This window comes from Vibrio sp. A1-1, from assembly GCF_021728175.1.
In the GTDB taxonomy this organism is placed as follows: Bacteria; Pseudomonadota; Gammaproteobacteria; order Enterobacterales; family Vibrionaceae; genus Vibrio; species Vibrio diabolicus.
Genome location: NZ_JAKKCL010000001.1, coordinates 409,564 through 423,579, shown reverse-complemented (window position 1 = coordinate 423,579; position 14,016 = coordinate 409,564). Strand labels below are relative to the sequence as shown.

Below are 14,016 nucleotides of genomic sequence, written 5' to 3'. Positions count from 1 at the left end.
CGTGACCGATCTATTAAGCCAAGACGAAATTGATGCGCTATTGCACGGGGTTGACGATGTTGATGACGTCGATGAACCGATAGAAAACGACAACGAAGGTGCCGTCAATTTTGATTTCTCGTCGCAAGACAGGATTGTACGTGGTCGAATGCCGACGCTCGAACTTATCAACGAGCGCTTTGCACGACACATGCGTATTAGTCTGTTTAATATGCTGCGTAAAACGGCAGAAGTGTCGATCAATGGCGTGCAGATGATGAAGTTTGGCGAATACCAAAACACATTGTACGTGCCAACCAGTTTGAACATGGTGCGTTTTCGTCCGTTAAAAGGTACAGCGTTGATCACCATGGAGGCTCGCTTAGTCTTTATTCTGGTAGAAAACTTCTTTGGTGGGGATGGTCGATTCCATGCCAAAATCGAAGGGCGCGAATTTACCCCAACGGAACGCCGCATCATTCAGCTGCTGCTGAAGATTGTATTTGAAGACTACAAAGAAGCGTGGTCGCCAGTGATGGGGGTGGAGTTCGAATATCTCGACTCTGAAGTAAACCCAAGTATGGCTAACATTGTCAGCCCGACAGAAGTGATTGTCGTGAGTTCTTTCCACATTGAGGTCGATGGCGGCGGCGGCGATTTTCATGTTGTTATGCCTTACTCCATGGTAGAGCCGATCCGTGAACTGTTGGATGCAGGTGTTCAGTCCGACAAGATGGAGACAGACGTCCGTTGGAGCTCAGCATTGCGTGAAGAGATCATGGATTGTCCGGTTAACTTTCGCGTTAACTTGCTTGAAAAAGACATCTCTTTGCGTGATCTCATGGAACTGCAACCGGGCGACATCATCCCGATTGAAATGCCAGAACATGCGACAATGTTTGTGGAAGACCTGCCGACCTATCGCGTAAAAATGGGCCGTTCGGAAGACAAATTAGCGGTGCAAATTTCTGAGGAAATTGAGCGCCCACATGTAGTCAAAACAGATTTAGCTTTCTTGGGCAAAGACATCATGTCTGAGCTTGAGAATGAAGACGATATAGACGATTAAGATACCTTATTGAACAGACATGCTTTGGCATTAAATAAGGCTTAACACAGGATAGAAAAATGGAACCAAGTGACGATCAAAAGCTAGCAGATGAATGGGCAGCCGCTCTTGGCGAAGACCCGTCTGCACCTTCTGTTGACGTAGATGAAGTATTGGCCGCGCCACTGGAAGAGCTAAAAGACACTTCAAGCCCAATTACCGAAGATGAGCGTCGTAAACTCGACACCATCATGGATATTCCGGTGACGATTTCGATGGAAGTCGGTCGTTCACAAATCAGCATTCGGAACTTATTGCAGTTGAACCAAGGTTCGGTTGTTGAGTTGGATCGTCTAGCGGGCGAGTCATTGGACGTATTAGTCAACGGTACACTGATTGCGCATGGCGAAGTCGTGGTCGTGAACGATAAGTTTGGTATCCGTTTGACGGATGTGATCAGCCAAACTGAACGAATTAAGAAGCTACGTTAAGATGAGCCGCTCAATCAAAACGCGATTGAAGCAAATCACTGGAGCACTGAGCTTAATGCTGAGTGCTCCTTATGCATTTGCTGCCGCACCAAATAATCTGGATCTTGCGACGACACTGGGCTCGCTTGTGCTTGTGATCGGTGTGATTCTTTTGTTGGCTTGGCTACTTAAACGTATGCAAGTGCCTGCGATGGGACAACAAAAAGGCTTGCGTATTGTGAGTCAGTTGCCAGTGGGCACCAAAGAAAGAATCGCCGTAGTTCAAGTGGGTGAAGAGCAGTTTTTGGTTGGAATTACCAGCCAATCAATCCAAACGTTAGCCAAGTTAGATAAGCCACTGAAAGAGGAAGAGTTGGCGACCAATGCTTTTGCGACTCAATTTAGCCAACTGATCAAAAAACATGACAAAGGGTAACCCGATTCGTTTGCTCCTGAGCACGTTGTTGCTTTTCGTCGGCGTGCTGTTTTCTTCATTTTCGTTTGCTGAGGCAGAGGAGTCTGCTCTGCCTGACAACTTGGCTGATGGAAGTAGCGTCACTGTTCAGGCGATGCAAAGTGATACTGGCGCCAGTCGTGCTATGTCCGTTTCTAGTGGCGGTGGTATTCCAGCATTCACCATGACCACGAACCCAGATGGCAGTGAAGATTACTCGGTTACGCTACAAATCCTAGCGTTAATGACCATGCTTGGCTTCTTGCCTGCCATGGTGATTCTAATGACGTCGTTTACTCGAATTGTTGTGGTGATGTCGATATTGCGTCAGGCAATGGGTTTGCAACAAACGCCGTCTAATCAGGTCATCATTGGTATAGCGCTGTTTTTGACCTTCTTTGTTATGTCTCCCGTCCTGAACGAAATCAACGATAAAGCCGTTCAGCCTTATTTGAACGAGCAAGTCACGGCTCGAGAAGCATTTGATGCTGCACAAGCGCCAATGAAAGCGTTCATGCTTAAACAGACCCGAATCAAAGATTTGGAGACGTTCGTAACCATGTCAGGAGAGCAAGTTGAGAACCCAGAAGATGTGTCGATGGCGGTGTTGATTCCGGCTTTCATCACCTCGGAGTTAAAAACTGCATTCCAAATTGGTTTTATGCTCTTCTTGCCGTTTTTGATTATTGACCTCGTGGTAGCGTCGGTACTGATGGCAATGGGTATGATGATGTTGTCACCAATGATTGTTTCGTTGCCGTTCAAGTTGATGCTGTTCGTATTGGTCGATGGTTGGAACTTGATACTTTCGACACTCGCGGGCAGTTTCGCCCTTTAGATTAGCGCAGATAGAGGATAAGACATGACACCAGAAATGTTTGTCGAGCTTTTCCGTGAAGCACTTTGGATGGTGCTTATCATGGTCTGCGCCATTATCATCCCAAGTTTGCTTATCGGCCTTATTGTTGCGATTTTCCAAGCTGCGACTTCCATCAACGAACAAACATTGAGCTTCTTGCCGCGTTTGATTGTCACGCTTTTGGCTCTAATGCTATTTGGTCACTGGATGACGCAAATGTTGATGGAATATTTCTATGGCTTGATTGAGCGCTTACCTCAGGTGCTTTATTAGAGGCGCCTATGGAGTACCCCACTAGCGTTGTCTTAGATTGGATCGCAAACTATTTCTGGCCTTACGTTCGTATCTCTTCCATGCTGATGGTGATGACGGTAACTGGGGCTCGATTTGTCTCACCACGAATCCGCCTTTACCTCGGGTTAGCCATTACTTTTGCCGTCATGCCAGCGATCCCTGCAGTGCCTCAAGACATTGAGTTGCTCTCGTTTCGGGGTTTTATGACCATTGCCGAGCAAATGATCATCGGTATTGCGATGGGTATGGTCACTCAATTTATGATTCAAACTTTTGTCTTGTTGGGCCAAATATTGGGTATGCAATCAAGTTTGGGTTTCGCTTCTATGGTTGATCCCGCAAATGGTCAGAACACGCCATTGCTTGGTCAGCTATTCATGTTTTTGACGACAATGTTTTTCCTTGCCACCGATGGGCACTTGAAAATGCTGCAACTGGTAGTGTTCAGCTTTAAAACCTTGCCGATTGGTTCCGGCTCGCTCAACGCGGTTGATTTCCGTGAAATGGCAGGCTGGCTTGGTATTATGTTCCAAACGGCACTGAGTATGTCGCTATCTGGAATTATTGCACTACTTACCATTAACTTGTCGTTTGGTGTAATGACCCGTGCTGCACCACAGCTGAATATCTTTTCGCTTGGTTTTGCGTTTGCGTTGATGGTGGGTCTATTACTGTGTTGGTACATACTGGCTGGTCTATACAGTCATTATGAAATGTTCTGGACAGTGGGTGAGGCGCAGATTTGTCGGCTTATTCGCTTGGAGTGCTAAGATTTGGCAGAATCAGACGGTCAGGAACGCACCGAAGAAGCCACGCCCCGACGGTTACAACAAGCCAGAGAAAAGGGGCAGGTCGCTCGATCTAAAGAGCTTGCATCAGCATCTGTACTGATCGTTGGCGCCATTTCACTGATGTGGTTTGGCGAGGCGTTAGCACGCTCACTGTTTTCCATCATGAGCCGTTTATTTGATCTTCAACGAGAAGAGATTTTTGATACGGCAAAGCTATTTGACATTGCTTTAGGGGCGATGACCGATTTGTTGTTCCCTCTATTTTTGGTGCTAGCTACGTTGTTTACTGCCGCCATGATTGGTGCTGCGGGTGTGGGAGGAATCAGCTTTTCTGCTCAAGCCGCTATGCCAAAGCTGTCGAAAATGAATCCGCTTAGCGGTTTAAAGCGGATGGTGGGAATGCAAAGCTGGGTAGAGTTGATCAAATCAATTCTTAAAGTGGTTTTGGTTACTGGTGTCGCGATCTATTTGATCCAAGCATCGCAGGCGGATCTGATTCAATTAAGTATGGATGTGTATCCGCAAAACATCTTCCATGCTTTAGATATTCTGCTGAACTTTATCTTGTTGATCAGCTGTTCGCTGTTGATCGTGGTTGCCATCGATATTCCATTTCAAATCTGGCAGCACGCTGATCAGTTAAAAATGACCAAGCAAGAAGTCAAAGACGAATATAAAGAAACCGAGGGTAAGCCAGAGGTCAAAGGACGCATTCGTATGCTGCAAAGAGAAGCGGCTCAACGTCGTATGATGGCAGATGTTCCTCAGGCTGATGTTATTGTTACCAACCCAGAGCACTTTTCGGTTGCGCTTCGTTATAAACAGAAGACAGACCGTGCGCCAGTAGTGATCGCTAAAGGTACTGATCACATGGCAATGAAGATTCGAGAAGTCGCCCGAGAGCATGACATCACAATTGTACCTGCTCCGCCACTTGCTCGTGCGCTGTACCATACTACTGAGCTAGAACAAGAGATCCCCGATGGATTGTTTACTGCGGTGGCTCAGGTTTTGGCATTTGTATTCCAGTTGAAGCAATACCGAAAGCGAGGTGGTCAGCGCCCCAAAATTCAGGATTACGATTTGCCAATCCCGCCAGAACACCGGCACTAATGCTAAAAGAAGCCTAATTCTAAAAAGGCTAATTTAATCAGATATTAAGCTCTACTTGAGTGTTTAGTCATTATTTTGGCGTTAATTATGGTACATAGCTTGCTTAAAACGCCTTAATTATCAACCATACCTAAACTTTTAGGCCAAAGCGGTCGCGTATTAATAGTAAGAGCTAACGTGACGCTTCAATCGATTGAGATCTCTCGTAGTATGAAGTTAAGCCTGCCATTTGCAGATAAATTGCCACGAATCCCTCAGCGTGAAATGCCAGCTATTGGCGCGCCGGTGATGGTTTTGGCCACCTTAGCGATGGTGGTGCTGCCTATTCCAGCCTTTTTGCTGGATATGTTCTTCACCTTTAACATCGCGTTGTCGATGGTGGTGTTGTTAGTGACCGTTTACACACGTCGTCCGTTGGACTTCGCCGCTTTTCCGACGGTACTGCTGATCGCGACCTTGTTGCGTTTGGCGCTGAACGTTGCCTCGACGCGTGTCGTCTTACTGCATGGTCACGAAGGCGGCAACGCGGCAGGTAACGTAATTGAAGCGTTTGGTAATGTCGTTATTGGTGGTAACTACGCGGTCGGCTTAGTGGTTTTTCTTATCTTAATGATCATCAACTTTATGGTGGTGACCAAAGGTGCGGGTCGTATCTCTGAGGTAAGTGCTCGCTTCACCCTTGATGCGTTGCCAGGTAAGCAGATGGCGATTGATGCGGACTTAAATGCCGGATTGATAGACCAAGAACAAGCAAGAGTTCGTCGTTTTGAAGTGACAAAAGAAGCGGATTTCTACGGTTCAATGGATGGTGCCTCGAAGTTCGTAAAAGGTGACGCGATTGCCGGTATTTTGATTCTGTTTATCAACATCATCGGCGGTCTGTCGATCGGTATGGCGCAGTATGGATTGGGTTTCGGTGAGGCAATTGAAATCTATACTTTGCTGACGATTGGTGACGGCCTAGTTGCACAGATTCCATCGCTATTGCTGTCGATTGCAGCAGCGATGATGGTGACGCGTCAAAACACCGATGAAGACATGGGTGAACAGCTGGTCTTCCAGATGTTCGACAACCCAAAAGCACTGATGATTACCGCAGCTATTCTCGGTGTGATGGGCATCGTACCGGGCATGCCACACTTTGCGTTTTTGAGTCTGGCGGTCGCGGCTGGCGCGGCGGCGTATTTCATCGATAAACGCCAAAAGCAGAAAGCGAAAGAACCGGCTTTACCAGCGAAAGCCGACGAAGGTGCAGAGCCTTCATCACAACGCGAACTATCTTGGGACGACGTCCAGCCAGTCGATATTATTGGCCTAGAAGTGGGTTACCGCTTGATTCCGCTAGTGGACCGAGACCAAGGTGGAGAACTGTTAGAGCGCGTAAAAGGTGTGCGTAAAAAGCTATCGCAAGATTTTGGGTTCTTAATCCCTGCGGTTCACATACGTGACAACCTTGAACTGACGCCAAACAGCTATCGAATCACATTAATGGGGGTTGCGGTGGGCGAAGCTGAGATTCGTCCGGATCAAGAGCTAGCGATTAACCCAGGTCAGGTGTATGGCATGATTGATGGCGAGCCAACCATTGACCCTGCATTTGGACTGGAAGCTGTATGGATTCGCGAAGATCAGCGTGAGCATGCTCAGGCGTTAGGTTATACGGTTGTTGACTCATCGACAGTATTAGCGACGCACCTGAGCCAGTTATTGACTAATAACGCATCGCAGTTGATTGGTCATGAAGAAGTAGAGAATTTATTAGAAATGTTAGGACGCAGCGCGCCTAAGTTGGTTGAGAACTTTGTTCCTGACCAATTACCATTAGGTGTGGTGGTGAAAGTCCTACAAAACTTGTTAAACGAGGCCATCCCAATCCGCGATATTCGCACGATTGTTCAAACTTTGGCTGAGTACTCAAGTAAGAGTCAAGAAGCTGACATATTGACGGCAGCAGTTCGAATTAGTCTAAAACGTCTAATTGTTCAAGAAATCAATGGTATAGAGCCTGAGCTGCCAGTGATTACTTTGATACCTGAACTGGAACAAATATTGCATCAAACTATGCAAGCATCAGGAGGCGAATCCGCGGGGATTGAACCGGGGCTCGCTGAACGATTGCAGTCTTCACTAAGCCAAGCGACACAGGAACAAGAATTGAAAGGCGAACCTGCCGTTCTGCTTACTTCCGGTGTATTACGCTCGACGTTGGCGAAATTTGTGAAGAACACAATACCTAATCTCCGGGTACTGTCTTACCAAGAAATCCCGGATGAAAAACAGATCAGAATTGTGCAAGCCGTGGGTAACTGATCTCACGCATCATTAATGGATTCATAGTTTGAAAATAAAGCGATTTTTTGCCAAAGACATGAGAACGGCGCTGCTCCAAGTGAAAGAGGAGTTAGGCGCGGAAGCGGTGATCATGTCAAACAAGAAAGTGGCTGGTGGGGTGGCGATTGTTGCGGCGATAGATAGTGAATCTAACCCGTCTCAAGCAAGCGCAGCGTCACAACAAAATCGCGGTGCTTCTCAATCGAATCGCTATAACGAACATCGTCAAATGTCATCGTCTTCTGCAGATCGTTATCAAGATCGTCATTTAGATGAAGATAAAATTAGCCTGAACAGTAATAACAGTAACAACGAAAAAACAGGCTCGATGACGCAGCGATTCGCTAACATGCTTAAGCAATATAGTGGTGGTGCAGCAGATGCTGACGATCATGTAGCGGAAAATGAAGATTCGCTCTCTGCTTTATTGCAACGCCAGAATAAGCATCGCGACGGCTACAACCAAGAAAAGCCAGCGCCATATCAACCAGATTCACCTTTGGCGAAGTTAATCGCACAAGATAATCGATTTGAGCGTCCAACGCCGAAGTTGGATCCGACACGCTATGATCGCCGCCGTCCAAGTGATGAGCGAGAAGAGTCTGCCGATGAGCTGGAGAGTATGCGCGAAGAGATGACGTCAATTCGTCGTCTTCTAGAGCATCAAGTCTCTGGCTTGATGTGGCAGGAAGTGGAACGTCGAGAGCCGCTCAGAGCAATGCTGATTAAGCGCTTAGAGCGTATGGGCGTTTCTCCGGAGTTAGCAGACCAAATGGCGTGCTATATCCCGGAAGATACAAAACCAGCGCGAGCGTGGAAAGCGTTGTTGTCGCTGGTGGCGGATCAAATCAATATTCCTAAACAGGACATTTTAAAACGTGGTGGTGTGGTCGCACTGTTAGGTCCGACGGGGGTGGGAAAAACAACCACCGTTGCGAAGCTCGCAGCACGTGCCGCCATGGAATACGGTGCCGACAATGTGGCCCTTGTGACAACAGATACATATCGCATAGGTGCACATGAGCAGCTCTCAATTTACGGAAGAATCATGGGTTGTCCCGTAAGAGTTGCTAAAGATTCTAACGAGTTAGCCGATGTTATATATCAGCTAAGAAACAGAAGACTGATTTTGGTCGATACGGCAGGGATGGGGCAACGAGATGTCAGGCTTTCTGAGCAGCTCGATACTCTAATGCAAGAGAGCGGAGAAGTGATTCACAGCTACCTTGTTTTGCCAGCTACCGCACAACGTCGCGTTCTACAAGAAACGCTGGATCACTTCCGACGCATACCACTTTCGGGTTGTATTATGACGAAGCTTGATGAGTCATTAAGTCTAGGCGAATTCATCAGTGTAGTGATTCAAAATGCAATGCCAGTGGCTTACATCGCTAATGGTCAGCGCGTGCCAGAGGACATTGTGATAGCGCAACCAAAATATATGCTTGCGAAAGCAAATGAACTGTTAGAGAAGTCGACAGAGAACGAACCTCACTTTTGGAATAGTGACAGTGAAGGACTCTAAGGCGGCGGACTACTATGACTGAGAATATGATACACGATCAAGCAAGCGGCCTCCGTCGCTTAACACAACCATCGTTGACCAAAGTGATTGCTGTTACTGGCGGCAAAGGTGGTGTGGGGAAATCAAACGTAACACTGGGTCTGGCGATTTGTATGGCTCGCCAAGGCAAGAAGGTGATGGTTCTCGACGCTGATTTAGGTCTGGCCAATGTGGACGTGATGCTCGGAATTCGTGCAAAACGTAATCTAGGACATGTCTTAGCGGGTGAATGTGAGCTAAAAGATGCGATTGTCGAAGGGCCTTATGGTATAAAGATAATCCCTGCAACTTCTGGCACACAGAGCATGACTGAGCTTTCTCACGCTCAACATGCTGGACTCATTCGAGCATTTGGTAGTCTTGAAGACGAAATGGACGTCCTGCTGATAGATACCGCCGCAGGCATTTCTGACATGGTAATCAGTTTTTCGCGAGCAGCTCAAGACGTCGTTGTGGTTGTGTGTGATGAACCAACTTCAATCACAGATGCATATGCGTTAATTAAGCTGTTAAGTAAAGAACACCAGGTCCAACGCTTTAAAGTTGTAGCAAATATGGTCAGAAGCTACCGTGAAGGGCGAGAATTGTTTGCAAAGTTGACGCTAGTCACAGAGCGATTCTTGAATGTCAGCCTTGAACTCGTAGCATGTATTCCATTAGATGATAAAGTACGACAGGCTGTAAAAAGACAAAAAATTGTCGTTGATGCGTTCCCTCGCTCACCTGCCGCTTTAGCTATCAGCTCACTAGCAAACAAAGCGTTAACGTGGCCACTACCGAAAACACCAAGTGGACACTTGGAATTTTTTGTGGAAAGGTTGCTAAATCGTACCGAATTCGCAGAGGACCCTTTTGGTGAATAAAGCGATAACCTATGACCAACATGGCAAGTTTAATAGCCAGCAAGCGTTTATAGAGCGCTACTCAGTGTTGGTTAAGCGCATTGCTCACCACCTATTAGGCCGTTTACCGCCGAGTGTTCAGGTAGAGGATTTAATTCAGGCCGGCATGATCGGTCTTATCGAAGCTCAGCAGAATTATGATGGTTCTAAAGGTGCGAGCTTTGAAACTTATGCAGGTATCCGTATTCGTGGCGCAATGTTAGATGACATGCGCAAAGGCGATTGGGTACCGCGTTCTGTTCATAAAAATAATCGAGAGATTAACCAAGCGATTGCGGAACTGGAAGGCGAATTAAATAGAGATCCTACTGATTCTGAAGTAGCCACGCATCTCGGTATGACACTGGATCAATATCATAGTGCTCTGACCGATATCAACTGCTCAAAATTAGTCGGTATTGAAGATTTAGGCGTTTCTGATGATGTGATTTCACCTGCAGATGAAACTGATGACAGTAACCCATTCAAAGGGGTTGCCGATGAATCATTTCGAAAAGCACTGGTTGAATCAATAAAACAGATTCCAGAGCGTGAAGCTTTGGTACTTTCGCTTTATTATGATGAAGAACTCAATTTGAAAGAAATTGGCGATGTGTTAGGCGTAAGCGAATCTCGCGTAAGTCAAATACTGAGTCAAGCGATGCAACGTTTGCGCACCAAGCTCAGTGCGTGGACACAAAATGACTAAAAACACTGATTTTACGATTCAGTGGAGGCAATTTTGAATAAAAACATGAAGATCCTTATTGTTGATGATTTCTCAACAATGCGCCGTATTGTTAAAAACCTGCTTCGTGACTTGGGTTTCAATAACACTCAAGAAGCGGACGATGGTTTAACCGCATTACCAATGCTGAAAAAAGGTGACTTCGATTTTGTTGTAACTGACTGGAACATGCCAGGTATGCAAGGCATCGATTTGCTTAAACACATCCGCGCGGATGCAGAACTTAAGCATTTGCCAGTTCTAATGATCACGGCTGAAGCGAAGCGTGAGCAGATCATTGAAGCTGCTCAAGCAGGCGTAAACGGCTACATTGTTAAGCCATTTACTGCTGCAACATTAAAAGAAAAATTAGATAAAATTTTCGAGCGTTTATAACTCTCTCTTTTTCTCTTTGTTATTCGAGTCATTCATACCAATTATTAAATACTTATTAAATGACTCGTTTAGCGTTTTTAAAGTGATAAGAAGAACTAAACGTAAAAGGGTCTATTCAGAATGATCTCACTAGAGCAGGCGAAGTCACTCGTTCAAATGCTAGAAAACGGGGAACAAGACCAAGCCAATATGCTTGTTGCCTCGATCTACGAAGGTGCCGAGAATCCAATGCTGCAAGAAATTGGAGCCTTAACTCGAGACCTTCACGAATCACTCAAGCAGTTCAGTCTCGATCAGCGCATGACCGAAATTGCGAAAGACGAAATCCCTAACGCAAGGGATCGTCTTAATTATGTGATCGAGAAGACAGAGCTAGCAGCCAACAAAACGATGGATGCAGTCGACTGCTGCCTTCCTATCGCTGACAACCTGCATGATTGCCTTCAGAAAGTTCGTCCTCAATGGAATGAACTCATGCACGGGCGCATCGAATTAAGCGAATTCAAAGCACTTTGTCACCGAATCGACGAGCTATTAGTTCAAGTCGAAGGTGACAGCACTGAGTTGCGTGGTCAATTGACCGAAATTCTCATGGCGCAAGACTTCCAAGACCTAACTGGCCAGATTATTCGCCGCGTAATTACGTTGGTAAATGAAGTAGAAGGCCGCTTAGTGGAAATCCTAACCGTATTCTCTGGAAATAAACCTGAAGAACACATTCAAGTTTTGTCAGAACCGGCAGATAAAAAGAATACACAAACAAGCGAAGCCGAAGGCCCGATTCTTCATCCAGAACTGAGAGAAGATGCGGTTTCATCGCAGGACGAAGTCGATGACTTATTGTCCAGTCTTGGATTTTAAAGGTAACGTATGAGCTACGATTTAGACGAAGATATTCTTCAGGACTTTCTCATTGAGGCTGGGGAAATTCTCGAACTGCTTTCTGAGCAGTTGGTTGAATTGGAAAATAACCCAGAAGACAAAGACTTACTTAATGCAATTTTCCGCGGGTTTCACACCGTAAAAGGCGGTGCTGGCTTCCTGTCTTTGGCAGAGCTAGTCGATACTTGTCATGGTGCGGAGAACGTGTTCGACGTTTTACGAAACGGCCAACGCACGGTTACGCAAAACTTAATGGATACGATGCTAAAAGCGTTGGATACGGTCAATACCCAGTTCCAAGCTGTTCAAGATCGTGAGCCATTGGAAGCTGCGGATCCTGCCCTTCTTGAAGAACTTCATCGTCTATGTAAACCTGAATCAGAAGATGAAGTCGCTGCAACCGTGGTTGAACAGCCAGTGGTTACTCCTGAACCTGTCAGTCCTGAGCCTGTTATTGAAGAACCTGCCGCGCCAGCGTCAAGTGTCGGCTCTGTTGATGAAATTACCCAAGACGAATTCGAAAAGCTGCTGGATGAGCTTCATGGTAAAGGCTCAGCTCCAGGCGCTTCAGAACCTGCGACACCAACAACGCCATCAGAGCCCCCTCAATCAAGTGCGCCATCAGTTGAAAGTGGCGATATCACTGACGATGAATTTGAGCGTCTACTTGACGAACTTCACGGCGTTGGCAAAAGTCCATCAGCGGCAGAGGCTGCAGCATCTGCACCAGCAGAACCTCCTAAAGCGGCAGAACCAGCTGCGCCAGTTGCATCGTCAGCAAATCAAGATAGTGACTTAATGACGGACGAAGAGTTCGAAAAGTTACTCGATGAGCTACATGGTGCGGGCAAAGGTCCCACGCTGGAAGAACTGGATATGGCAACGAAGCCGGCATCAGCAAACGTAGAGGAAAGCCCTGCGAAACCTGAGCCTGCGGTTAAGCCAGCACCAGCAGCGCCAACTCCGGCTCCAGCACCAAAACCAGAATCTAAACCTGTCGCGGTGAAAGAAGAGGCGAAAGCGCCAGCGGTTAAAAAGCCTCAGGCCGAGGCAACCGTTCGTGTCGATACCTCAACGCTTGATACCATCATGAACATGGTAGGTGAGCTTGTATTGGTCCGAAACCGTCTATTAAGCCTTGGTTTGAACAGCGACAATGAAGAAATGTCCAAAGCGGTCGCCAACCTTGATGTCGTAACGGCGGATCTGCAAGGCGCGGTAATGAAAACGCGTATGCAGCCAATCAAGAAAGTATTTGGCCGTTTCCCACGCGTTGTCCGTGACTTGGCGCGTAACCTAAATAAAGACATCGTGCTGGAAATGCGCGGTGAAGAAACCGATCTCGATAAAAACCTTGTAGAAGCATTGGCTGATCCATTGATTCACTTGGTTCGTAACTCGGTTGACCACGGTATTGAAATGCCAGACGACCGTGCGAAAGCAGGTAAATCACGCACAGGTAAAGTGATTTTGTCTGCATCACAAGAAGGGGATCACATTGAGCTATCCATCGTAGATGATGGCGGCGGTATGGACCCGAACAAACTGCGTGGTATCGCGGTTAAGCGCGGCATGATGGACGAAGATGCAGCGGCCCGTTTAACAGACAAAGAGTGCTTCAACCTTATCTTTGCGCCAGGTTTCTCAAGTAAAGATAAAATTTCTGACATCTCTGGCCGTGGCGTTGGCATGGATGTGGTTAAGACGGCGATCAACACCTTAAATGGTTCAATCGATATCGATTCTGAGCTAGGTAAGGGCACTAAGATCACCATCAAAGTACCACTGACGCTTGCGATCCTACCAACACTGATGGTTGGCGTTGGCGGTCATCCGTTTGCACTACCACTGGCTTCGGTGAGCGAAATCTTCCACTTGGATCTGAGTCGCACAAACGTGGTAGATGGTCAGTTGACGATCATTGTGCGTGAAAAATCTATCCCGCTATTTTACCTACAGAACTGGTTAGCATCCAAATCACAAAACGTCGAAGAGCGTACTGGTCACGGTCATGTGGTTATTGTACAGATCGGTAACCAGCGCGTTGGTTTTGTTGTGGATACGCTTATTGGTCAAGAAGAAGTGGTTATTAAGCCACTCGATAATCTATTGCAAGGCACTCCGGGCATGGCTGGTGCAACAATCACTAGCGATGGCCATATTGCATTAATTCTAGATGTGCCTGATTTACTTAAGCGATATGCTGCGGCTTCACGCCTTTAAGCAA

At 46.7% G+C, this 14,016-nt stretch carries 14 protein-coding genes; all 14 read left to right on the top strand.

Annotation, left to right across the window (positions count from 1 at the left end):
* Nucleotide 1 precedes the first annotated feature (1 nt).
* Nucleotides 2–1,048, top strand: coding sequence for a flagellar motor switch protein FliM (gene fliM / locus L3V30_RS01980; protein ID WP_006741703.1), 1,047 nt, complete (start codon nt 2–4; stop codon nt 1,046–1,048).
* A 59-nt stretch (nt 1,049–1,107) separates the two neighbouring features.
* Nucleotides 1,108–1,518, top strand: coding sequence for a flagellar motor switch protein FliN (fliN, locus tag L3V30_RS01975; RefSeq protein ID WP_012841530.1), 411 nt, complete (start codon nt 1,108–1,110; stop codon nt 1,516–1,518).
* Nucleotide 1,519: 1 nt separating this feature from the next.
* Nucleotides 1,520–1,933 (top strand): flagellar biosynthetic protein FliO, encoded by a 414-nt coding sequence (gene fliO, locus L3V30_RS01970; protein WP_012841531.1) that lies wholly within the window; start codon nt 1,520–1,522, stop codon nt 1,931–1,933.
* Nucleotides 1,920–2,789 (top strand): flagellar type III secretion system pore protein FliP, encoded by an 870-nt coding sequence (gene fliP / locus L3V30_RS01965; RefSeq protein ID WP_006741704.1) that lies wholly within the window; start codon nt 1,920–1,922, stop codon nt 2,787–2,789. Before fliO ends, fliP begins: the two co-directional genes overlap by 14 nt.
* Nucleotides 2,790–2,813: 24 nt before the next feature.
* Nucleotides 2,814–3,083, top strand: a complete 270-nt coding sequence (fliQ, locus tag L3V30_RS01960; protein WP_012841532.1) for a flagellar biosynthesis protein FliQ — start codon at nt 2,814–2,816, stop codon at nt 3,081–3,083.
* A gap of 8 nt (nt 3,084–3,091) precedes the next feature.
* Nucleotides 3,092–3,874, top strand: coding sequence for a flagellar biosynthetic protein FliR (gene fliR, locus L3V30_RS01955; protein WP_005384463.1), 783 nt, complete (start codon nt 3,092–3,094; stop codon nt 3,872–3,874).
* 3 nt (nt 3,875–3,877) lie between these two features.
* Nucleotides 3,878–5,008, top strand: a complete 1,131-nt coding sequence (gene flhB / locus L3V30_RS01950) for a flagellar biosynthesis protein FlhB (RefSeq protein WP_006741705.1) — start codon at nt 3,878–3,880, stop codon at nt 5,006–5,008.
* 210 nt (nt 5,009–5,218) lie between these two features.
* Complete coding sequence (gene flhA / locus L3V30_RS01945) at nt 5,219–7,318, top strand: flagellar biosynthesis protein FlhA (RefSeq protein ID WP_041853026.1); 2,100 nt, start codon at nt 5,219–5,221, stop codon at nt 7,316–7,318.
* A 28-nt stretch (nt 7,319–7,346) separates the two neighbouring features.
* Nucleotides 7,347–8,864 (top strand): flagellar biosynthesis protein FlhF, encoded by a 1,518-nt coding sequence (flhF, locus tag L3V30_RS01940; RefSeq protein WP_012841533.1) that lies wholly within the window; start codon nt 7,347–7,349, stop codon nt 8,862–8,864.
* A 14-nt stretch (nt 8,865–8,878) separates the two neighbouring features.
* Nucleotides 8,879–9,766 (top strand): MinD/ParA family protein, encoded by an 888-nt coding sequence (locus tag L3V30_RS01935; protein WP_005380498.1) that lies wholly within the window; start codon nt 8,879–8,881, stop codon nt 9,764–9,766.
* Nucleotides 9,759–10,493, top strand: coding sequence for an RNA polymerase sigma factor FliA (locus L3V30_RS01930; RefSeq protein WP_006741708.1), 735 nt, complete (start codon nt 9,759–9,761; stop codon nt 10,491–10,493). The genes L3V30_RS01935 and L3V30_RS01930 overlap by 8 nt, the downstream gene beginning before the upstream one ends.
* Nucleotides 10,494–10,538: 45 nt before the next feature.
* Nucleotides 10,539–10,907: a chemotaxis response regulator CheY gene (gene cheY / locus L3V30_RS01925; RefSeq protein ID WP_017635949.1), complete on the top strand. Its 369-nt coding sequence runs from the start codon at nt 10,539–10,541 to the stop codon at nt 10,905–10,907.
* A 120-nt stretch (nt 10,908–11,027) separates the two neighbouring features.
* On the top strand, nt 11,028–11,768 hold the full coding sequence (locus L3V30_RS01920; protein WP_006741709.1) for a protein phosphatase CheZ: 741 nt from the start codon (nt 11,028–11,030) through the stop codon (nt 11,766–11,768).
* A 9-nt stretch (nt 11,769–11,777) separates the two neighbouring features.
* Nucleotides 11,778–14,012, top strand: coding sequence for a chemotaxis protein CheA (locus L3V30_RS01915; RefSeq protein ID WP_237308195.1), 2,235 nt, complete (start codon nt 11,778–11,780; stop codon nt 14,010–14,012).
* The last annotated feature ends 4 nt before the right edge of the window (nt 14,013–14,016 follow it).